Genomic DNA, 20,141 nt, shown 5'->3' with positions numbered 1-20,141 from the left:
TTTGCTACAGGGTTTTATCGTTTGATTCCTCATAATTATACGATAATTCCAAGAACGTTTCTTGCCCCCGAGCCGCGATTTTTAAGGATAAACGCTTAAAAATCGAATTCTCCCTGATTTTCCTCGAGCAATTAACCGTTATCCTCGCTTTCCTGCGGGTCATTCTGCGGTTTCCGCGGGGGTTTCACGGCTCAAATCTGCCGCTTGCTCGATAATGCTCCATAATTCGTCCCTTCCCATGCCCGTTTCCGAGGAGAAAAGGACAAGCGGCTGACTCTTGGGCATGCCCAGCGTCTCCCGCACGATCTTGGCATGCTTCGGCATCTGATTCTTCGTAAGCTTGTCCGCTTTCGTACCCACGACGCATATCGGAATATCGTAGTGGGACAGCCATTCGTACATCGAGACGTCCAGCGCGGTCGGCGGATGCCTCAGATCGACAAGCTGAAGCACGAGCCTCAGCGGCTCGCGCTCCGTCATGTACTTCTCGATCATACGACCCCAAGCTTCCCGCTCCGACTTGGATACCTTCGCGTAGCCGTAACCGGGAACGTCCACGAAGAACAGCTCTTCATTGATGCGGTAATAGTTGAGCTGCTGCGTCTTCCCCGGCTGGGAACTTGTCCGGGCCAGGTTCTTGCGCAGCAGCATTTTGTTGATCAGCGAGGATTTGCCCACGTTCGACCGGCCTGCCAGAGCGATCTCCGGCAGGCCTTCGTCCGGATACTGCTTCGGACTTACCGCGCTGATGACAAACTCGCTGGATTTGATTTTCATAAGGGTGTATGTCTCCTGTCAATGAGCGCCAAGAGGCGGCACGTCTTCGGCTTCGCCCGCCGCGCCGCCAAGGGCCACGTTCTCCGCCGAGAGGGAAGCGTCGTCGTCACCCTCCGGATGATTAGGGAGCGGATCGGACAAGGCATGGATCAGAACCTCGTCCAAGTGGGCGACCGGCACGAACGTCATTTCTTCTTTGATGCTGTCGGGAATGTCCCGCAAGTCCCGCTCGTTATCCTTCGGGAACAGCACCTTCTTGATGCCCGCGCGGTGTGCGGCGAGAGACTTCTCTTTGAGCCCGCCGATCGGCAGCACGCGCCCGCGGAGCGTGATTTCTCCGGTCATCGCGACTTCGCGGTTGACCCGCAAGCCCGTGAGGGCGGATACGAGAGCCGTTGCCATCGTGATGCCGGCAGACGGTCCGTCCTTCGGAATGGCTCCTTCCGGAATATGAATGTGGATATCGTTCTTCTCGTGGAACTGGGGATCGATGCCCCACTCCTTCGAGCGGCTGCGAATGTAGCTGAAGGCCGCCTGCGCGGATTCCTTCATGACGTCCCCCAGCTTGCCCGTCAGCGTAAGCTTGCCGCTTCCCGGCATGACCGTGACTTCGATCACGAGCGTGTCTCCGCCGACTTCGGTCCAAGCGAGGCCCGTGACGGCGCCGATCTGATCCTCGATCTCGGCCATTCCGTAACGGTACTTGGACGGGCCAAGGTACTCTCTGAGCTTCGCCTCGTCCACCGAGATCGGAGCCGAATCCGGATTCGCGACGATCTCCTTCGCCGCCTTCCGGCAGATCGCGGCCAACTGCTGCTCCAGGTTCCGCACGCCCGCTTCGCGGGTGTAATCGCGAATGAGCGTCATCAGCACGTCCGTATCGAGGGTCAGCTGATCCGGCTGCAGCCCGTGGTCCTTGATCTGCTTAGGCAGCAGATGCTTCGCGGCGATCTCCTTCTTCTCGAGTTCGGTATAGCCCGGAATGTAGAGAACCTCCATCCGGTCGAGAAGCGGCCGCGGGATCTGGTGCACGGCATTCGCCGTCGTGATGAACATGACCTTCGAGAGATCGAACGGCATCTCGATGTAGTGATCGCTGAACGTGGAGTTCTGCTCCGGATCCAGCACTTCGAGCATCGCGGACGCCGGGTCCCCGCGGAAGTCCATTGCCATCTTGTCGATCTCGTCGAGCAGGAACACCGGGTTCTGCGTGCCCGCCGTGCGCATGCCTTGGATGATGCGTCCCGGCATCGCGCCGACATAGGTGCGGCGATGGCCGCGAATCTCCGCTTCGTCCCTTACACCGCCGAGGGAGATGCGCACGAACTCCCGGCCGAGGGACTTCGCGATGGAACGGCCGAGGGACGTCTTGCCGACCCCCGGAGGCCCCGCGAGGCAGAGGATCGGCCCTTTGAGCTTCTTGACCAGCTGCTGCACGGCCAAGTATTCCAGCACCCGCTCCTTCGGCTTGTCGAGTCCGTAATGCTCTTCGGCCAGAAGCTTCTCGGCATTCGCGATATCGAGATGGTCTTCCGTCTCCTTGTTCCAAGGAAGGGCCAGCAGCCATTCCACGTACGTGCGAATGACTCCTCCTTCCGCGGAAGACGCGGGCATTTTCTCTAAGCGGTCGATTTCCTTCTCGACCTTGGCCGCGATCTTCTCCGGCAGGTCCGCTTCCTCGAGCTGGTTGCGCAGCTCCTCGACCTCTCCGGCCCGGCCTTCCTTCTCGCCAAGCTCCTTCTGAATGGCCTTCATCTGCTCGCGAAGGTAATATTCCTTCTGCGTCTTCTCCATCTGCTTCTTCACGCGCTGGCTGATCTTGCGTTCCAGCTCGAGAACTTCTCTCTCGTTGTTCAGGAAGTCCAGAAGCTTCTCCAAACGTTTATGAACGTCCACCGTCTCCAGAATCTCCTGCTTGTCTTTGATCTTGAGCGAGAGATGGCTGGTAATGACGTCGGCGAGGCGGCCCGGCTGCTCGATGTCGGATACGGCGGCGAGCGTCTCGGGAGTCACCTTCTTCGAGAGGTTGATGTAATTCTCGAATTGGCTCAGCACGGCGCGCATCAACGCGTCCAGCTCCGAGTCCGAGCCGAGCTGTTCCGTCAGCTCCTTGGCGACGACCTCGTAAAATTGATCGTTCGGCAAATATTGTTCGATCTCCGCACGGATGACCCCTTCAACCAGTACGCGAATCGTTCCATTAGGCAGCTTGAGCATCTGTCTGACTTTAGCGATCGTGCCGATCTTATAGATGTCCTCTTGCGTCGGCTCTTCGATGTTCACTTCCGACTGGGAACAGAGCAGGATCATGTGGTCGTCAATCATGCATTGCTCCAGCGCTTTGACCGATTTCTCCCGTCCGACATCAAGATGCAGCACCATGCTAGGGTAGACTAGGAGCCCTCTCAAGGGCAGCAGGGGCAGGGTACGGCTTTTGGATTTAGTAGAACCCATGATCCGACACCTCCAAAGATGTAATAAATGGCTAGAGACTAGGTACTTCAGTCATTGTATCAAATGTTATCGGCAGTCGCAAAAAGGCTCGTCCGCACCCGTAACCGCGAGAAGGACCAAGCGGCTTGAAGCGGCTGCTTGGTCCCTTCCCATTGGCTGATCGGATATTCGATTCGTCCGGCGCGGGTCACCCCGGCGCCGGAGTTCCGGCCGGAGCGCTTCCGCCGCCTCCCGGCGGGTAAATCGCCGGGGCGGCGAGCTCGCCTTGAGACGCGAAGCCTCCGGCATGGAGGACGGAGATCGGCGCGGAGGCGAAGGTATCCGGAGCAAGCGGGCGCTCCGCCTCTTCCTTGTTCGCGACGCCGACGATGGAGTCCCCGAAGATATGGGTGAACACTTCCTCGATCGTCTCGACCGGAACGACCTTCACTCCCTCCAGCCCTTCGAAGATCGCCTGCCAATTCTCCTTCGGAATAAGCACCGTCTCGGCCCCTGCCTGGAACGCCGCCTCCACCTTGGCGATGACGCCGCCAACCGGCTTCACGCGGCCGTGAATGCTGATCTCGCCCGTCATCGCCAGCTTGTTGTCTACCGGACGGCCCGTGATGGCCGACGCGATCGCCACCGCCATCGCGATTCCGGCTGAAGGACCGTCCACCGGCGTTCCTCCGGGGAAGTTGACGTGAAGATCGTAATTCTCCGGACGCAGGCCGAATTTGCGCACGATGGTCAGCACGTTATCCACGGAGCCCTTGGCCATGCTCTTGCGGCGAAGGGTGCGTTGGCCGCCGCCGAGCTCCTCTTCGTCGACGACTCCGGTGATCGTGGTTTGCCCCTTGCCCAAGGCGGCGGGCATGGCGGTCACTTCGATCTCGAGCAGGGCTCCCATGCTCGGGCCGTATACGGCAAGGCCGTTGACGAGGCCCACCTGCGGCTCGGAAGGGATTTTGCGATCCGGCCGCGGAGAGAGCTGGCTGCTGTTGACGACCCATTCCACGTCGGAAGCGGCAAGACCTTGACGGTTCTCCGACAGGGCCAGCCCTGCAGCGAGCTGAATGATATTGACCGCTTCGCGCCCGTTCGTCGCGTAATGCTTAACGACCTCCACCGCCTCCGGCTGGGGCGGGAAGCCGATCTTCGCGATGGCGTTCTCGGCGATCTGACCGATCTCGGACGGCAGCAGCGGACGGAAGTAAATCTCCATGCATCGGCTTCTCAGCGCCGGGGGCAGCTCGTTCGGCGACCTTGTCGTCGCTCCGACGAGCCGGAAGTCCGCGGGCAGGCCGTTCTGGAAAATATCATGGATGTAGAGCGGAATATTCGGGTCCTCCGCATGATAGTAGGCGCTCTCGAGATACACCTTGCGATCCTCCAGAACCTTGAGCAGCTTGTTCATCTGGATAGGGTGCAGCTCGCCGATCTCGTCGATAAAGAGAATGCCGCCGTGAGCCTTGGTGACCGCGCCCGGCTTCGGCTGAGGAATTCCGGCGACCCCCATCGCTCCCGCGCCTTGATAGATCGGATCGTGCACGGAGCCGATAAGCGGGTCCGCGATTCCCCGCTCGTCGAAGCGGGCGGTCGTCGCGTCGATCTCCGTGAACTTCGCGTCCAACCGGAAAGGCGAAGCCGGGTTCTTCTTAGCCTCCTCCAAAACGACGCGAGCCGCCGCCGTTTTGCCTACTCCCGGCGGTCCGTAGACGATGACGTGCTGCGGATTGCCGCTGCATAATGCGGCCTTGAGAGCCCTTAAGCCTTCCTTCTGCCCTACGATGTCGTTCATGTTGGCGGGGCGGGTTTTCTCGGACAAAGGTTTCGTCAGCGAGATCGAACGAAGCTTGCGCAGCTTGTCCATCTCCTTGCGGGATTCGCGGTCCACGGCCGTACGGTTGCTTTTCTGATTGCGAAGCAGATTCCAGAAGTAAATGCCGATCACCACGGCAAAGAACACTTGAACCAACATAAGAAGCGAACCCAAAGTCAATCCTATCCCATCCTTTCCGTGCGGCCTCTTCGATCGGCGGCTGTTGCGGCAATTATAAAAAAACCGGTACCCGGGCTACTACATGGTAGTATTGCCCGAATCCCGGCGGATATAGTCATGGAAACCCTTAAATGACGGGCTTGATCACCATCAGAATGAGATTGGCGACCGGCAGAAGCGTCGCGACCGATCCGAAGATCGCCCAGTTCCTGGAGACCTGGCGGTAAGCGGCCGGGATGACGCCGGAATGGACGGCATCCGCGCTTAAACGGATCATCTTGCGTTGGAGCGGGATGAGGAAGGCTGCCCACAAAATTCCCGTCAACGCGAAGAGCGCCAGGGAAAGCGTCAACCAATTCCATCCCCCCATCGAATAGCCTCCTCGCTCCGCCATAAGGCCTCCCGTCACCACGAGGAGCGCGAGTCCCGGCAAGGTGAACGCCCAATCCGCCTTCATGACGAATTTGGACGCTTGATGAATCGCCGCCGGATTCCCGCCGACGTCCGCCATCGTTTGCCAGAAGGCCGCCGTTACGATATTGCCGACAAACAAAATGGCTCCGAGCACGTGCAAGGTAAGCAGAACGCCCATCATCATCGCTCCTTGTCATTTGGTTGGAATCTGCAGCGTATTCGTCATGAACCGGCCGAAGTCCTGCGGGGCGATGGCCGATTCTCCAAGCGAAGGCAATCCGCTGCGCACCCGGGCGCCAAGCGCCAGCAAGACAAACAGCTCCGCCGTAACGCGGGCGTCGACCGAGGACGGGATAACCCCTTCGCTCTGGCCTCTCTCGATCCATTGGGCGGATGCCGTCACGGTCCGGGCGTAATAATTCGACAGCAGCTCTTGAACGAACGGCTCCTCGCTTCTTCCGATCATGTACCGGAAAATATCGTTGGATGGATCGTTCGCCCGCATCAGCTGGGCGAGATTGCTCGCGATGACGTTCATCGGCCCTTCGAAGGAACGGTCGCCATTCTCGATCGTCTCGTTGAACCTCCGGTCCGTTTCTTCCGTGCTCGAATGCAGCACAAGCGCCAGCAGCTCGTCCTTGCTCTTCACATAGTGGAAAATCGCCCCCTTCGACAAGCCCGAACGCTTCATGATCTCGCTTAAAGTCGTGCGCGTGCAGCCCTTCTCCATAACGATTTCTCGCGTGGTGTTCAGCAGCAGCTGCAAGGTTTGTTCCCGTTTCAGCTCTCTCTTCATGGTATCTCCTTCGTCTGCAGGGAAAAATTGAGGTTAGTTATAGTTTAACAGACCGTTGGTCGGTTTGTAAATGAGCAAAAAAAGACGACTCTTTATCGGGATAAAGAATCGTCTTCGATGGCGTTTATGCCTGAGGCATCGGCGTATCCGTCGGAGCCGCGTAGCCTTCCGAATAATTCTGGTCGATAAACCGGCGAATCTCCAAATCCGACTTGCCCTGCTGCTTCAGCTGAGCGGATTGGATGGCGATATGCTGGCATACGCCGCATCGGGTGCCGTGGTCGTCCCAGACAACGGATCCGTCCTCGCGAACTCCCGCGATAAAGCAGTCCAGATTGCTCTTATGGCCGGCCGAATCGCCGCAGCCGCAATAGCAGGGAATGTATTGCAGCGTGTCCTTCAGCTTGGCGGCCGCCGCGTACGACAGCCCGACCAACTCGGCTTCTCCGTCAAGGAACGAGGGCATGTCCGCCAAGGAAGCCGTCTCTTCGCGAAGATCGCCATTCTCATGGAAATGCTGATTGTCGCTTAGGTTCGACGACGAGGATTTATCATCTTGGCCGCCGCATGCGGCAAGCAGGAGAAGCAGAGCGAAGCCCGTCAGCAGCCAGAACAGCTTACTCTTCATTTCGCGGTTCTCCTTCGCGTTCTCAGTGCTTGCGCCCCGGAATTTCTCCCGTCTCCGCATATACCTTAGCGATGTGGTCGATTTCTTTCTTCAGCTCGGAGACCAGCTCCGCTTCCGGAATCTTGCGAACCATCTCGCCGTAACGGAATAGCATGCCTTCTCCGCGAGCGCCGGCGATGCCGATATCCGCTTCCCTCGCTTCGCCCGGTCCGTTGACGGCGCAGCCGAGCACGGATACCTTGATCGGCACCTTCAGCTTGGATAGGTACTCTTCGACTTCGTTGGCCACGGAGAACAGGTCGATGTCCAGGCGGCCGCACGTCGGGCAGGAAACCAGCGTCGGAGCGTCCGTAATCAATCCGAACGTCTTCAGCAGCTCTCGGGCCACCTTGATCTCTTCGACCGGGTCGGCGCTGAGGGAGATTCGCATCGTGTTGCCGATGCCCGCGTTCAAGAGGACGCCGAGGCCGGCCGCGCTCTTGACCGTTCCGGAGAACAGCGTTCCCGCTTCGGTAATGCCGAGGTGGAGAGGATATTTGATGACCTCCGCCGCCTTCATGTAAGCTTCGATTGCCATCGGGACGTCGGATGCCTTCAAGGATACGATGATGTCGTGGAAGTCCAGCTCCTCGAGGATGCCGATGTGGAACAGCGCGCTCTCCACCATCGCTTCGGCCGTCGGATAGCCGTACTTCTCCAGAAGATGGTTTTCAAGGGAACCGGCGTTGACGCCGATCCGGATCGGAATCCCCTTCTCCTTGCACGCCTTGACGACGGCTTCTACCTTCTCGCGGCGGCCGATGTTGCCCGGGTTGATCCGAACCTTGTCGATGCCGTTCTCTATTGCCAAAAGAGCCAAGCGATAGTCGAAATGAATATCGGCGACGAGAGGAATGCTGATCTGCTTCTTGATCTCCTTGATCGCATCCGCCGCTTCCTTGTTGTTGACCGTGACGCGGACGAGCTGGCAGCCCGCCTCTTCCAGCCGCTTGATCTCGGCAACGGTAGCCGCGACGTCGGCCGTCTTGGTGGTGCACATGCTCTGAAGCAGAACTTGGTTGTTCCCGCCTATCGTCAGGTTCCCCACCCGGACGGGAACGGTATCGGTACGTCTATACATGTCTCCCATTCTCCCCGTATACGCCAAATCCCACCCTCCGCTCGCGGGAACGAGCTCGGGGTGGAACCGGCAGCTTTCTAAAGCAGGTAAGCCGGCAGCAGAGTTAAGCTTCTATCGGAAGCTCCCGCTTGATCTTACGCGCTTTCTTCTTTTTTCTTGCCTTTCTTCGTCGTCAGCTCCGGAGCGATCTTGTCGCGGACCACTTTCTCGGTGATGACGCAGCTGGTCACGTCCTCGCGGGAAGGAATCTCGTACATCACTTCGAGCAAGAAGCCTTCGATGATGGCGCGAAGACCGCGGGCGCCCGTATTGCGCTTGATCGCCTCGCGGGCGATCTCCTCGAGCGCGCCTTGTTCGAATTCCAGCTTCACGTTATCCATCTCGAGAAGCTTCTGGTACTGCTTCACGAGAGCGTTCTTCGGCTCCGACAGAATCCGCACGAGCGCCGGCTCGTCGAGAGGCTCGAGAGAGGAGATAACAGGCAGACGGCCGACGAACTCGGGAATCAGGCCGAACTTCAGCAGGTCTTCCGGTTGAACCAGAGAAAGATATTCTCCCGGCTTCAGATCCTTCTGGCCCTCGCCGCCGGTATTGAAACCGATGACCTTCTTGCCGATCCGGCGCTTGATGATCTGCTCCAGTCCGTCGAACGCGCCGCCGCACAGGAACAGAATGTTCGTCGTATCGATCTGGATGAACTCTTGATGAGGGTGCTTGCGTCCGCCTTGCGGAGGTACGGAAGCGACCGTTCCTTCCAGAATCTTCAGCAGCGCCTGTTGGACGCCTTCGCCGGACACGTCGCGCGTAATCGACGGGTTCTCGGACTTGCGGGCGACCTTGTCGATCTCGTCGATATAGATAATGCCGCGTTCGGCCTTCTCCACGTCGTAGTCCGCCGCTTGAATAAGCTTAAGCAGAATGTTCTCGACGTCTTCGCCTACGTATCCGGCTTCCGTCAGGGAAGTCGCGTCGGCGATCGCGAACGGAACATTCAGAATCTTGGCCATCGTCTGGGCGAGCAGCGTCTTGCCGGAGCCCGTCGGGCCTACGAGCATGATGTTGCTCTTCTGCAGTTCGACGTCCTCGATCTTGCTCTGCGAATTGATTCTCTTGTAGTGGTTGTAAACCGCTACGGAGAGGGATTTCTTCGCTTGCTCCTGGCCGATGACGTATTGGTCCAAAATATTGCGGATATCCTTCGGCTTCGGAATATCCTTCAGATCGAGCTCTTCTTCGTGCCCCAGTTCCTCTTCGACGATCTCGGTGCACAGCTCGATGCATTCATCGCATATATAGACGCCGGGTCCGGCGACCAGCTTGCGAACTTGGTCTTGAGATTTGCCGCAGAAGGAGCACTTCAGTTGGCCCTTCTCGTCATTGAATTTGAATCCCATGGGATCACTCCTTTATCCGTTGATTGGGGAGGCGATGACCTTATCGACAAGCCCGTAAGCGCAAGCATCCTCCGCGCTCATGAAGTTGTCGCGATCGGTATCCTTCTCGATGGTCTCGTAAGACTGACCGGTACGTTCGACGTAAATCCGGTTTAGCTTCTCCTTGGTCTTGATGATCCAGTCGGCGTGGATCTTGATGTCTGCCGCTTGCCCTCTGACGCCGCCAAGCGGTTGATGAATCATGATCTCGCTGTTCGGAAGAGCGAACCGCTTGCCCTTCGCTCCGGCCGTCAGGAGCAGGGACCCCATGCTCGCGGCCATTCCGACGCAGATCGTGCTCACGTCCGGCTTGATGAATTGCATCGTATCATATATTCCCATTCCGGCCGTAACGGAACCGCCGGGAGAATTGATGTACAGGCTAATATCCTTCTCTGGATCATCTGCCGCCAAGAAAAGCAGTTGGGCGATGATGGAATTGGCCACATCGTCATCTATTGCGCTTCCGAGAAAAATGATTCTGTCTTTAAGCAGACGGGAATAGATGTCGTACGAGCGTTCTCCGCGGTTCGTCTGTTCGACGACGATAGGTACCAAATTCATGGGATCCAACCTCTTTTCTCTAATGGGCTTAAATGCGTGGCGTTTCGAGTATCGGTAATATTCTAACACGTTCAATGACCAATGTCATGCGAGCCGGTAATGCGCGCTCGGATTCAGGCTTATGTAGGGTGAAAAACAAGGCACGCGGTTTAGCCACGTGCCTTGTTTCTATGTCGGAACCGATATCGATTACGCGCTCTTGCTGTTCTCGACGAGGAATGCGACCGCTTTGCGAACCTTCAGATCGGCTGTCAAGGTGCTGATGTAGCCGTTCGAGGTGAAGATGTCGCGAAGCTCGTCCGCCGTGCGGCCGTACATCTTCGCGAGGTTGTTCAGCTCCTCGGTCAGCTCTTCGTCGGACACTTCCAGGTTCTCGGCTTTCGCCACTTCTTCGAGAACGAGGTTGTTCAGAACGCGCTTCTGGGCGTCGGTCTTCATTTGGCCCTTCAGAGCCGCTTCGTCTTGGCCGCTGAATTGGTAGTACAGCTCCAGAGTCATGCCTTGCTGGCGCAGGCGGCTCTCGAAGTCCTTCAGCATGTTGTCCACTTCGCTGTCGATCATGACTTCCGGAATCTCGACTTCCGCGTTAGCGGAAGCTTTATCGATGATCGCGGACTCGCGAGCGACTTCGGCGTCCTTCTCCTTGCGCTCTTTAAGCTTGCTCGTCAGATCGGCTTTGTATTCATCCAGCGTATCGAATTCGCTGACGTCCTTCGCGAATTCGTCGTCCAGGGCCGGAAGGTTCTTGCGCTTGATCTCGTGCAGCTTGACCTTGAATACGACCGGCTTGCCCGCGAGGTTCTCGGCATGGTAGTTCTCCGGGAACGTGACTTCGATGTCCTTCTCTTCCGCGATGTTCAGGCCGACCACTTGCTCTTCGAAGCCCGGGATGAAGGAACCGGAGCCCAGCTCCAGGGAGTAGTTCTCGCCCTTGCCGCCATCGAACGGCACGCCGTTCTCGAAGCCTTCGAAGTCGATGATCGTGATGTCGCCCATTTGAGCGGGGCCTTCGTCAACGACAACCAGCTCGGCATGGCGCTGCTGCAGGCGGTTCAGCTCGGCGTTCACTTCTTCTTCCGTCACTTCCGCGTCGGCCGCAGGAGCTTCCAGGCCTTTGTACTCGCCCAGCTTCACTTCCGGCTTAACGGTAACCTTAGCCTTGAACTTGAAGGCTTGGCCCTTCTCGAATTGCTCGACGTCGACGCTCGGGCGGTCGACCGGCACGATGCCCGTTTGGTCTACGGCTTCGCTGTAAGCGTCCGGAAGCAGGATATCGATCGCGTCTTGATACAGGCTCTCTACGCCGAAGCGGGCTTCGAAGATCGAGCGAGGCACTTTGCCTTTGCGGAATCCAGGAACGTTAACCTTCTGAACGACTTTCTTGAATGCCTTGTCCAATGCGCCTGAGACTTGCTCCGCATCGATCTCGACCTCAAGAAGGCCGACGTTCTTTTCTATTTTTTCCCAAGTTGCTTTCATAATTTGCATTCCCCTCCGAAGACGGCTTGCCGACCTAGCGGCAGCATAACATAAACCATTCTATTATAATCAACCCTACTCATCATTTCAAGGGCCGAATCATCGCCCTGGCGAACGGCAAGACGAACGGCCAGACTCTAGGAATCCGCGTTCAATTCTCCCGCGTACATGCGCAGCCAACGCAGCGCCTGCTCGTACCGGAACCTCAAATCTCCGGTGATGCCGTACTGCTCCCGAACCCATTCGTCGCTCTGGATTCCGTGCAGCTTCTCGGTCAGGAATTGATGCAGGGCCGCCGCCCAGGTATCGGAGGAGCTGTCCTCGTCCTCCATCATCAGGCGAAAGACCGGAGTACCGTAAGCGACCTGGACGCATTCCTTCCACATCTCTTCCGCGAAGTAGCTTAGCGTCGGATCGGATACCTCGGCTGCCTGACGCACCCGGTCGAGCACGTTCAAGACGGCCGGAGGAAAATCGTCGAACTGCAAGGGAGTCGCTTCCGCTTCTACCGATAACAGCTCTCCTTCGCGCAGCATGTAGATAGGCCCCGACGCCCCTTGGCGGCGAAGCATCTGCAGCGCCCGAAACTGAACGACGGCGTGGCGTTCGGCATCAAGCAGCCACTTCCGCACGGCGCCTTCCAGCTCGGGATGCTCCAAATAATTCAGTTGGCCCAGGATGAGCAGCTGCTGCTCGGGATCGTCCGTCTCGGATAAGTTGGTCAGCAGGCGCGGAATATAATCCGCATCCTGTCCCGAACGATCGGCGAGCCTCTGCCTTAACGCATCCTCGGCATCCTCCTCGTCCTCCATCAAGGCTTCTCCGGTAAAGTCGCCGCCTTCCGCTTCCGGGAAGGCGGCCTCCAGCCACCCGAGCAACGCTTCCCATTCCGTATGATGACGCTCCGCTTCTCCCCCGCATTGCAGCAGGAAGTTCAGCAGGCTTTTGGCATCGGCATATCTCTCGGTCTCGAGCATTCTCGTTAGTTGTATCTGATAATAATCCAATGTCTTGGGAAACAAGACCAAGTTGTCTTTCGCTTCACTCACAAGGCGAACCCCTTCCTGCTCGGCCGCAAGGCCTTCGGTTGCCGATTCTTCCGCATTATACCATGAAGTTCCCCCAAAAAGGAAAATGCCTCCGTCCGCTCCGCCCTTCGGATTGAATTGGCCATGCCGGTATGCTAATATATTTGCAGCGATAGATTCTTGCGGGTGTAGTTCAATGGTAGAACGCCAGCTTCCCAAGCTTGAGGCGAGGGTTCGATTCCCTTCACCCGCTCCATAGCCTTATCCATCCGAAGCCTTGCGATGCAGGGCTTTTTCGTTTTGCATTAATTTGCTTCGTCTTGCCCGCTGCATTGAACAAAGAAAAAAGGCTGCTCGGCGGCAGCCCAATCCTTCGTGCCAACATCGGCTATAGCGGCATCGTCCATACGATCTCGGCGATGCGGACGCATGCCTGGCGATTGTGGGACAGCTGCAGGAGGACGTGGTCCGGCTTGACGTCGATGATGGTGCCTTCGATCCCTCCCCTTGTCGTTTCGAAGCATACGCAGCGCCCGGTCAGTCTTCTCAAAGCTTCCACGACGTATGGATCGATGGAAGAGACGCTGGTATAGGGGGCGACCGATTGTGCGGGAGAGACAGCCTGGGCCGGACTTACCAGCGGATGCGCGTGAGTTTGATACAAACCATTCACTCCTTAGCATGGGTTTCGACCTAGCATATGCAGTCGCCCAGCGGAGCAACATGGGCATTCACCTAATCTAAGGTCGGCAGGCAGGAATTTCATCCTATATTATAGAAAGAAGAGGCGCGAGAACGGCGAAAAAGGGTTTGGTGCGTCTGTTCTAGGCGATCCGAGCGTTCAGTGTCAACGAGGGAATTCCGGGCATAGGCTGATATCATCCTGAGACGTTAATGGAGGAATCGCTATGGCCTTTGGCCCTATCGGCCCTTATCAACCTTATCCTTATCCGCCTTATTCGCCCTATCCGCCGTATCCCTATCCGTACCCTTACCCGCCGTCGCTGCTCCCGTTCCCGCTCGTTCCGTTCGGACCGTTCTTCCCGGGTCCGGGCTTCCACGGCCATGGGCCGTTCCCCGGTCCCGGATTTCATGGACCGGGATTTCACGGGCCGGGATTTCACGGGCCGGGTCCGGGCTTCCACGGCGGAGGCATTCATCGCGCGGACGATTAGCCCCGGCACCGCGGGCGGGGGATGCGGATTAAGTTCCGCCCCCCTTCAGCCGCGTTTGTAGGGGCTGAGCGGGTAGGACAAGCTAAGGGCATTGTTCCTTCAGCCCGACATTTACGGGAAGATCTGCTGTAAGCCGACATTATCGGCTTACAGCAGCTTGAATGCCTTGCCTTTGACCTGTAAGCCGACATTATCGGCTTACAACAGCTTGAATGCTTTGCCTTTGGCCTGTAAGCCGACATTATCGGCTTACAGCAGCTTGAATGCCTTGCCTTTGGCCTGTAAGCCGACATTATCGGCTTACAGCAGCTTGAATGCCTTGCCTTTGGCCTGTAAGCCGACATTATCGGCTTACAGCGAAACGAAAGGACTCAAATTCGCCCTGTCCCCCGACCGCATCGGATTTAGAGCCTGCCTATATCTCAACATGTATTGCCATGAACTTAATAACCCATCAGGAGAACTTCGCCATGACGATCAGACACGCCACAGCGGACGACGGCAAGCCCGTCGTTCAGCTCATCATTCGGGCGATCCAAGATATCGCCCTGCAATTGACCGGGGAGACAACCGAGAAGGAAGCCGCCGAACGGCTGCTGGAATTCTACCGGACGGAAGGCACGCGCTTCAGCTTCCGTCACATACTCGTGAAGGAAGCGGACGGCCAGGTCGCGGGAATGATCCTCTGCTACCACGGCAAGGACGCCGCCGATTTGGACAAGCCCATCCTGGAACGCCTGAAGCGTAAACTCGGCAATCCGGATGCCGCTCTGGATGTCGAAACCGATCCGGACGAGTTCTACATCGATTCCTTCGCCGTGTTCGCTCCCTATTCCGGAAGAGGCTACGGAACCGAGCTCATCCAAGCAGCCGAACGGTGGGCCGTCCGGCTAGGCCACTCCAAGATCGCCTTGAATGTGGACTACGCCAACGAGAAAGCCCATGCCCTGTACCGCAGACTCGGCTACGTTCAAGACAAGGACGTGACCATCAACGCTCACCCGTTCCGCCATATGATCAAGCTTTTGTGAATCGGACTTTCGTTTTTCCCAAATTTGTACTTGAGCTTCCGGTCCGGCTGTGTTAATATAATCTGGCTGTGTCCCAGTAGCTCAGTCGGATAGAGCACTCGCCTTCTAAGCGAGTTGTCGGGGGTTCGAATCCCTCCTGGGACGCCAGTTACATAAGCATTAACACGATTGATCCAATCTTAAAAACCTCGGAAGCCTAGAGAGATAAAGGCAATCCGAGGTTTTTTGCTTTCTTGATGAAGTATGAGAAAACGATTAAAGAACCCTCCGGGCTGATTACTCTTATCTTCTTTCCAATAGCATGGCTACAACGGCCGCCAGCTCCTCGCGGGTGACCGGTTGGCCTACCCGAAAGTGTCCGCCGACTGCCTGCCATGATACCGGCCTCATTGGCCGCAAGGATCGCGTCTTCCGCCCAATTTCCCGCCGGTACGTCAATAAACCCCGTCTTGCTCGGTTCCGACTCTGCCATATCCTTCTCATCCTCCTTATTGAATAACGCCACTTCGGCCGCCCTACGTCTCACCAGACCGGCTAAGACTTGGCCGCTGCCCTTTGTACTTAGGAATGCTCGCGGCGATTTCCGCCGCTGTCCGGCCCGCGCAAAGCGTCTTGAGGTTGCCGGCCCCGCAGTTGTAGCAAAAGCTCACCAAAGTATCGAATTGGTTTTGAGTGAGCTGCGCGGCGACCGGGACATAGGCCGAATTATTGACGTAAGCCTCGTACTTGTCCAAGTCCTTTACAAGCATGGCTTCGGCCTCGGCTTGCGTGATGGTCATGCCCTGCTTAACGTCCGCGCCGTAGTGCCCCCAACCAATGGTCCAATAAGTTTCCGCCGCCACTGGCTTATAAGCCAAGCCGTCAGACGGCAGCCTTCAAAGGATTTAATAAGATCGATACCCTCTTGCGAGATTTTACGAGTCATTCATCTCGTCCCCCTTCTCCTAAAGCTGTTTAAGAAGCTGATTAATCCGTTTCGGCATCGGAGCCTTCAGCGTCCCGAGGTTACGGGCTACGGATAAGCCTTCGCGGCCAACGTAGAAGAATATTGCCGCCGTCCTGAAGATCGCGCTGCCGTTTGCTGCCCTGTCCGAAGCATAGCCGTCGCTAGGATCCAGTCATCGAGCATGGCCGCCGCCAAGACAACCGCAAACAGAACTGTAACTTTTCGGATAATGACCCAATGCATTACATCGGAATTTAGAGTCTTGGTTCTGATAGCCCCGGCAACGTCGGTAATGTAATCGACAATCAATCATTAGTGCGAATAGCAACCGCTGCCCATTCAGCCCATTGGATTCATCTTCTCCTCTGCTCTCAGTTATATAGAAAAGAGGCCGAGCCATCGGCCCGACCTCAAATACGTTTGCGATTATTCATCCGCGCTGTCTGTGATCCCTTCGTCGCGGAGCTTGCTCTGATAGGGCTCCGGGACGGCCGAAAGTCGGATCATCCCGGCAGCTACCCAGGTGCGGTAGAAATGAAGCATTCCTGATCGCCTCCAATTCGTTTTGCAATGTAATTAAGCCGATTCCGCCGACTTGAACCATCTGGCATTTCGGTATTCGCTTTCCCGGCGTGAAGGCGAATCTGCCGAATCCCAATAGAGGTTGATAGCTTCTCGTTCTTTTATTGTCCGTAATTTTGGGGTACTGATTCTGTAAGGCGCCCCTCGTCCCCATCATACTTTCGCGCGCTCCAGATTATGATAAGGACAAGAAGTCCGCAGACTGCTAGGCAACGAAGGAGGTACATAGATGAATGCCCTTATGAATCGGCTGCCGCCGCGCGTTCGAAGCCTGATCGCGAAGTTCCGCGAGACGGACGTCGTCTCTCTCGGCGCGCAGTTAAGCTATTATTTGATACTGGCCTTCTTCCCGTTCCTCATCTTCCTGATCAGCTTGATCGGCCACTTCCGGCTGTCCTCGGACACGTTGATGGACATTCTCGTCCGCTTGCTCCCCAACGCGACCGGAAGCTCGATCCGCGACGTCGTGAACGAGGTGACGGCGAACCAAAGCGGGGCGCTGCTGTCGTTCGGTCTCCTGGGATCGATCTGGTCGGCTTCCGGAGCGGTGAATGCCATGATCAAAGGCTTGAACAAAGCCTATGGCGAGCAGGAGCATCGGGCGGTCTGGAGAGTGAGAGGGATCTCGCTTTTGGCCACCCTTGTTCTGGCAGCCATTATTATCGTAAGCATGGCGCTGCTCGTGTTCGGCGAAACCATCCAGCAGGAGCTGCTTACGCGGCTGGGAGCTCCGGAGCACTGGTCGAGAATATGGTCCGTCCTTCAAATCGTCGTGCCGGTCGTCGTGTTGTTCTGCGTCTTCCTACTCCTCTATCGGATGACTCCCGACCGCCGGCTGACGTGGTCCGAGGTCATTCCGGGTTCCGTCTTCGCGGCGATCGGCTGGATCGCGTCGTCCTTGCTGTTCTCCTTCTACGTGAACAACTTCGGCAACTACAGCAAAACGTACGGCAGCTTGGGCGGGGTTATCGTTCTGCTAATCTGGCTGTATCTCAGCTCCATCATTTTGCTGGTCGGGGGCATTCTGAACGCCGAATTTGCGAATAATAAGCAGCAATTGTAACTCGGGCGATGCCTTAAAGAGCCTTAACCGATTGCTTGTCTTCGTCCGATTATGTAACATTAACCCGTAGAACTGCGGAAAAATCCGCACGAATACGGCCGGAGGTTCGCCACATGGTCTCTTTCATCCTGACCCTCAAACGCATGCTGACCGGACTGCGGCATTCCTTCAAGGACAAGCGTTTCCGCAACCTGTTCATCACCACCTTGCTTATCCTGTTGTCGGGCACCTTGTTCTATCGCCAGGTCGAGGATTTCGGCTATCTGGATGCCCTCTACTTCAGCGTCATGACGTTGACGACGGTCGGAACGCCCGAGCTCGGCCCGCGGACGGACTTCGGCAAGATCTTCACGATGATCTATACGCTGGCGGGAATCGGGGTCATCTTCGGCTTCGTCTTCTCCGTCGCCAAAGGGATCCACTTCTCGAAGGAGAGCAAAGACGGGAAGAAGGCGGCCAAGAAGCTCTCGAAGAACAACGGCGAACCGCGCGAAGAAAATTGATGCTTATATCAGGAGGCTCGTTCCCATGTGGCTTGTTTATGCGCTGCTCTCGGCCGTTATGGCGGCACTAGTAGCCATCTTCGGCAAGATCGGCCTGAAGGGACTGGACGCGAACGCCGCCACCGCGATCCGGTCCGTGATCATGGCGGCGTTCCTCATTGCCGTCGTGTTCGTCCAAGGCAAGACCGGGCAGCTTAGCGAGATTCTAGCCAATCGCAAAGCGCTTCTATTTATCGTTCTAAGCGGTACGGCGGGAGCGCTGTCCTGGCTGTTCTATTTTATCGCGCTTAAGAACGGCAAGGTCTCTCAGGTAGGCCCTATCGACAAGCTGAGCGTCGTTTTCGCTGTCGTTCTGGCCCTGATTTTCCTGGGGGAAAAGGTTTCGCTCGTCAACGGAATCGGCATCGGCCTTATCGCGATCGGGGCCGTTCTCGCCGCGCTTAATTAACCCTTGAAACGCATCGTCACCGTTCTGCTATCCATTCTTGTCATAGGATGGATAGCCGTCTATCGGAACGAACTGCTAGAGTTCCTCTCCGATGCCGACTACGGAATCGTTTATCTAGTCGCTTTAGCTCTCGTGCTCGTCCCCGTCGTTCCGTACAAGGTCGTGATCGGAACGCTCGGATGGACGCTCGGCCCGCTCATGGGCGCCTTGATCAGCTGGCTGGCCGCCTCGACCGCCTCCGTCCTCGTCTTCGCGCTCGCGCGTTATCTGTTCCGGGAGCCCGCGAAGCGTTATCTGGAACGGTTCGAAGGAATGGCCAAGCTGGCGGACGCCATGGAGAAGCGTCCTTTTCTCGCCGTGCTTGCGGCGCGGCTGGTTCCGCTCATCCCGCAGGCTCTGGTGAATGTTTATCCCGCCTTGACCTCGATCGGAATGGGCCCCTACCTCCTCGCCTCGGCTCTCGGCAAGATCCCTTCCATCCTGCTGTTCTCCTACATAGGCAAAAGCATGTTCGCTGACCTTAGCAGCTTTCTGATTTTCCTCGGCGCGTACGCGATCGTCTTCCTGCTCGGATACGCGGGCTATCGGATCTGGCTAAAAGAGAAACGCGCGTAGCAAAACCGCCCGCGAAAGTTAGCGATCGCAGGCGGTTCTGACGGACGGGGTTCCTTATCTGTTATGGGGAGTAGCCGGCGCGTTCTGCGCGGGATGCGGAGAATCGTTCGTCTCCTTGATGACGTTCTCCGCGAACTGTTCCCCTCTTTCCGCATACTCGTTGCCCTTGTTCTTCTTCCTGTTCCGAGCCATCGTATTTCCTCCCTCCCTTCAGCGAAGCTGGCTGTCCAGCTGGCTGCGAATATCCCCGAAATCGAGTATCTGGTAACCGAATGCGATCCGGTCCTCCAACGCCCCATGGTCCGGCCCGGCAAAAAGCAGCGAAGTGACGTCCAACGTATCGGCAAAAGCGCCGACGTACGGTTCGTCCGTATCCGACTTTGCTTTGGCATCGTCGGCGATGACCCTCACAAGCTGATAGCGTCCGTTCCCTTCCTTGCGAAAATACGCCAACAGGTGGGGAGCGCTCGCCTGATTGGTGTCGAGCTCGACTTCGGCGAAGCGCTGGCCCCCTCGATCGAGAATCCGGCGGAATTCCGCGTTCCGAATCGTAATCATCCGAATCGTCCTCCGCCGGATTCAATGAACGACGCCGATGGACTCGATGTGGCGCTTCGTCTTTTCCGTTCCGAGCTCGTAAATCAACTGATAGACTTTCTGGAACTGATGATCGTAATCGGCGTTCATATCCTCATCCGACGCGGATACCAGAATCGCGCTCATCATGTGCGACGCCGTCGCCTCGTCCGCGCTGGCCAGCTCCTCGAACAGCTCCTGCAGCTTGTTCAGCTCTTCCTCGTTCGCGCGAATCTCGTATTCGAACGGCGCCGCCTCCCGGTCCTCCAGGATCTGCCCGGCTCCAAGCGCCACATAGTACGTCTTGCGCTTATCCGCAGCTTCTTGTCCGTGCTCTGTCATATGGGCTCCCAACTCGGGCTCCCCCCTTCCCTGAACTCTCCTGAATCGTGAGCTTGCTCCCATTCAGGTTACCCATTTCGCCGGATCTTATGTCGCCTCCCCCTCCACTCTGCGGTACCTAGGCGCAAAAAGGAGCTTAGCGGAATATGGTGTAAGCGGGATGTTTATCTCGGTTTCTTGCGAATT

General features: G+C 57.1%; 23 protein-coding genes, 2 tRNA genes and 1 pseudogene. 8 read left to right on the top strand and 18 right to left on the bottom strand.

All coding sequences use genetic code 11. From position 1 onward, the window contains the following. Positions 1-159 precede the first annotated feature (159 nt). From yihA to H7B67_RS07140, 11 genes are all read right to left on the bottom strand, one after another. Entirely contained in the window at positions 160-777 is a 618-nt protein-coding gene (gene yihA / locus H7B67_RS07190; RefSeq protein ID WP_185119096.1) for a ribosome biogenesis GTP-binding protein YihA/YsxC, read from the bottom strand. 18 nt (positions 778-795) lie between these two features. After that, entirely contained in the window at positions 796-3,231 is a 2,436-nt protein-coding gene (lon, locus tag H7B67_RS07185) for an endopeptidase La (RefSeq protein ID WP_185119095.1), read from the bottom strand. Between the two features lie 187 nt (positions 3,232-3,418). After that, complete coding sequence (gene lonB, locus H7B67_RS07180; RefSeq protein WP_185119094.1) at positions 3,419-5,212, bottom strand: ATP-dependent protease LonB; 1,794 nt, start codon at positions 5,210-5,212, stop codon at positions 3,419-3,421. A gap of 127 nt (positions 5,213-5,339) precedes the next feature. Continuing rightward, entirely contained in the window at positions 5,340-5,804 is a 465-nt protein-coding gene (locus H7B67_RS07175; protein WP_185119093.1) for a DUF2269 family protein, read from the bottom strand. A 15-nt stretch (positions 5,805-5,819) separates the two neighbouring features. After that, positions 5,820-6,422: a TetR/AcrR family transcriptional regulator gene (locus tag H7B67_RS07170; RefSeq protein ID WP_185119092.1), complete on the bottom strand. Its 603-nt coding sequence runs from the start codon at positions 6,420-6,422 to the stop codon at positions 5,820-5,822. A gap of 124 nt (positions 6,423-6,546) precedes the next feature. Then, positions 6,547-7,050, bottom strand: a complete 504-nt coding sequence (locus H7B67_RS07165) for a PCYCGC motif-containing (lipo)protein (RefSeq protein ID WP_185119091.1) — start codon at positions 7,048-7,050, stop codon at positions 6,547-6,549. Between the two features lie 22 nt (positions 7,051-7,072). Next, entirely contained in the window at positions 7,073-8,170 is a 1,098-nt protein-coding gene (gene ispG / locus H7B67_RS07160) for a flavodoxin-dependent (E)-4-hydroxy-3-methylbut-2-enyl-diphosphate synthase (protein WP_185119090.1), read from the bottom strand. Between the two features lie 134 nt (positions 8,171-8,304). Then, positions 8,305-9,564, bottom strand: coding sequence for an ATP-dependent protease ATP-binding subunit ClpX (clpX, locus tag H7B67_RS07155; protein WP_185119089.1), 1,260 nt, complete (start codon positions 9,562-9,564; stop codon positions 8,305-8,307). A gap of 12 nt (positions 9,565-9,576) precedes the next feature. Beyond that, complete coding sequence (gene clpP / locus H7B67_RS07150; RefSeq protein ID WP_185119088.1) at positions 9,577-10,167, bottom strand: ATP-dependent Clp endopeptidase proteolytic subunit ClpP; 591 nt, start codon at positions 10,165-10,167, stop codon at positions 9,577-9,579. Between the two features lie 189 nt (positions 10,168-10,356). Next, a complete protein-coding gene (gene tig, locus H7B67_RS07145; protein ID WP_185119087.1) occupies positions 10,357-11,646 on the bottom strand; it encodes a trigger factor in 1,290 nt (429 codons plus the stop codon). 137 nt (positions 11,647-11,783) lie between these two features. Next, complete coding sequence (locus H7B67_RS07140; protein ID WP_342592394.1) at positions 11,784-12,695, bottom strand: hypothetical protein; 912 nt, start codon at positions 12,693-12,695, stop codon at positions 11,784-11,786. 161 nt (positions 12,696-12,856) lie between these two features. Here H7B67_RS07140 and H7B67_RS07135 point away from each other — a divergent pair. Then, positions 12,857-12,930, top strand: a tRNA-Gly gene (locus tag H7B67_RS07135). 132 nt (positions 12,931-13,062) lie between these two features. Here H7B67_RS07135 and H7B67_RS07130 read toward each other — a convergent pair. Further along, positions 13,063-13,338 carry a DUF2642 domain-containing protein gene (locus tag H7B67_RS07130; protein WP_245363259.1) on the bottom strand — a complete coding sequence of 92 codons (276 nt, stop codon included), beginning with the start codon at positions 13,336-13,338 and terminating at the stop codon, positions 13,063-13,065. 244 nt (positions 13,339-13,582) lie between these two features. Between H7B67_RS07130 and H7B67_RS07125 the strand changes: the two genes are divergently transcribed. The 3 genes from H7B67_RS07125 (at position 13,583) to H7B67_RS07115 (ending at position 15,027) form a co-directional block, all read left to right on the top strand. Continuing rightward, complete coding sequence (locus H7B67_RS07125) at positions 13,583-13,849, top strand: hypothetical protein (protein WP_185119086.1); 267 nt, start codon at positions 13,583-13,585, stop codon at positions 13,847-13,849. A gap of 470 nt (positions 13,850-14,319) precedes the next feature. After that, entirely contained in the window at positions 14,320-14,880 is a 561-nt protein-coding gene (locus tag H7B67_RS07120; RefSeq protein WP_185119085.1) for a GNAT family N-acetyltransferase, read from the top strand. A gap of 70 nt (positions 14,881-14,950) precedes the next feature. Further along, positions 14,951-15,027, top strand: a tRNA-Arg gene (locus tag H7B67_RS07115). A gap of 368 nt (positions 15,028-15,395) precedes the next feature. On the opposite strand, the gene H7B67_RS07110 is transcribed toward H7B67_RS07115, so the two are convergent. The 3 genes and pseudogenes from H7B67_RS07110 to H7B67_RS31440 form a co-directional block, all read right to left on the bottom strand. Continuing rightward, positions 15,396-15,737: a lysozyme gene (locus H7B67_RS07110; protein WP_185119084.1), complete on the bottom strand. Its 342-nt coding sequence runs from the start codon at positions 15,735-15,737 to the stop codon at positions 15,396-15,398. Positions 15,738-15,824: 87 nt separating this feature from the next. Then, positions 15,825-15,998, bottom strand: coding sequence for a phage holin family protein (locus H7B67_RS31445; RefSeq protein WP_425353885.1), 174 nt, complete (start codon positions 15,996-15,998; stop codon positions 15,825-15,827). Between the two features lie 17 nt (positions 15,999-16,015). After that, positions 16,016-16,135 (bottom strand): annotated as a pseudogene (locus H7B67_RS31440) (phage holin family protein); the annotation flags it as partial. A 502-nt stretch (positions 16,136-16,637) separates the two neighbouring features. On the opposite strand from H7B67_RS31440, the gene H7B67_RS07100 reads away from it, so the two are divergent. The 4 genes from H7B67_RS07100 (at position 16,638) to H7B67_RS07085 (ending at position 19,037) form a co-directional block, all read left to right on the top strand. Next, on the top strand, positions 16,638-17,471 hold the full coding sequence (locus H7B67_RS07100) for a YihY/virulence factor BrkB family protein (protein ID WP_185119082.1): 834 nt from the start codon (positions 16,638-16,640) through the stop codon (positions 17,469-17,471). Between the two features lie 113 nt (positions 17,472-17,584). After that, positions 17,585-17,974, top strand: a complete 390-nt coding sequence (locus H7B67_RS07095) for a potassium channel family protein (RefSeq protein ID WP_185119081.1) — start codon at positions 17,585-17,587, stop codon at positions 17,972-17,974. A gap of 25 nt (positions 17,975-17,999) precedes the next feature. Further along, entirely contained in the window at positions 18,000-18,422 is a 423-nt protein-coding gene (locus H7B67_RS07090; RefSeq protein ID WP_185119080.1) for an EamA family transporter, read from the top strand. 3 nt (positions 18,423-18,425) lie between these two features. Then, positions 18,426-19,037, top strand: coding sequence for a TVP38/TMEM64 family protein (locus H7B67_RS07085; RefSeq protein ID WP_185119079.1), 612 nt, complete (start codon positions 18,426-18,428; stop codon positions 19,035-19,037). 54 nt (positions 19,038-19,091) lie between these two features. On the opposite strand, the gene H7B67_RS07080 is transcribed toward H7B67_RS07085, so the two are convergent. From H7B67_RS07080 to H7B67_RS07070, 3 genes are read right to left on the bottom strand one after another with little or no spacing between them, the layout of a single operon-like run. Next, the gene (locus tag H7B67_RS07080) at positions 19,092-19,229 is read right to left on the bottom strand and encodes a hypothetical protein (protein ID WP_185119078.1); all 138 of its coding nucleotides are present in this window, start codon (positions 19,227-19,229) and stop codon (positions 19,092-19,094) included. Positions 19,230-19,247: 18 nt separating this feature from the next. Then, a complete protein-coding gene (locus tag H7B67_RS07075; protein WP_185119077.1) occupies positions 19,248-19,595 on the bottom strand; it encodes a hypothetical protein in 348 nt (115 codons plus the stop codon). Positions 19,596-19,616: 21 nt separating this feature from the next. After that, positions 19,617-19,967, bottom strand: a complete 351-nt coding sequence (locus H7B67_RS07070; protein WP_245363258.1) for a hypothetical protein — start codon at positions 19,965-19,967, stop codon at positions 19,617-19,619. Between the last annotated feature and the right edge of the window lie 174 nt (positions 19,968-20,141).

It is taken from the genome of Cohnella thailandensis, assembly GCF_014212135.1.
GTDB classification, from domain to species: Bacteria; Bacillota; Bacilli; order Paenibacillales; family Paenibacillaceae; genus Cohnella; species Cohnella thailandensis.
The sequence above is the reverse complement of the archived record's forward strand: the minus strand, read 5'-3'. Positions and strand labels throughout refer to the sequence as shown.

Coding starts and splice junctions, on each gene's coding strand:
- clpP (WP_185119088.1), bottom strand. CDS start 10,167: ATGAATTTGGTACCTATCGTCGTCGAACAGACGAACCGCGGAGAACGC.
- H7B67_RS07175 (WP_185119093.1), bottom strand. CDS start 5,804: ATGGGCGTTCTGCTTACCTTGCACGTGCTCGGAGCCATTTTGTTTGTC.
- H7B67_RS07100 (WP_185119082.1), top strand. CDS start 16,638: ATGAATGCCCTTATGAATCGGCTGCCGCCGCGCGTTCGAAGCCTGATC.
- H7B67_RS07165 (WP_185119091.1), bottom strand. CDS start 7,050: ATGAAGAGTAAGCTGTTCTGGCTGCTGACGGGCTTCGCTCTGCTTCTC.
- H7B67_RS07075 (WP_185119077.1), bottom strand. CDS start 19,595: ATGATTACGATTCGGAACGCGGAATTCCGCCGGATTCTCGATCGAGGG.
- H7B67_RS07090 (WP_185119080.1), top strand. CDS start 18,000: ATGTGGCTTGTTTATGCGCTGCTCTCGGCCGTTATGGCGGCACTAGTA.
- H7B67_RS07170 (WP_185119092.1), bottom strand. CDS start 6,422: ATGAAGAGAGAGCTGAAACGGGAACAAACCTTGCAGCTGCTGCTGAAC.
- yihA (WP_185119096.1), bottom strand. CDS start 777: ATGAAAATCAAATCCAGCGAGTTTGTCATCAGCGCGGTAAGTCCGAAG.
- H7B67_RS07120 (WP_185119085.1), top strand. CDS start 14,320: ATGACGATCAGACACGCCACAGCGGACGACGGCAAGCCCGTCGTTCAG.
- H7B67_RS07080 (WP_185119078.1), bottom strand. CDS start 19,229: ATGGCTCGGAACAGGAAGAAGAACAAGGGCAACGAGTATGCGGAAAGA.
- H7B67_RS07125 (WP_185119086.1), top strand. CDS start 13,583: ATGGCCTTTGGCCCTATCGGCCCTTATCAACCTTATCCTTATCCGCCT.
- H7B67_RS07095 (WP_185119081.1), top strand. CDS start 17,585: ATGGTCTCTTTCATCCTGACCCTCAAACGCATGCTGACCGGACTGCGG.
- clpX (WP_185119089.1), bottom strand. CDS start 9,564: ATGGGATTCAAATTCAATGACGAGAAGGGCCAACTGAAGTGCTCCTTC.
- ispG (WP_185119090.1), bottom strand. CDS start 8,170: ATGTATAGACGTACCGATACCGTTCCCGTCCGGGTGGGGAACCTGACG.
- tig (WP_185119087.1), bottom strand. CDS start 11,646: ATGAAAGCAACTTGGGAAAAAATAGAAAAGAACGTCGGCCTTCTTGAG.
- lon (WP_185119095.1), bottom strand. CDS start 3,231: ATGGGTTCTACTAAATCCAAAAGCCGTACCCTGCCCCTGCTGCCCTTG.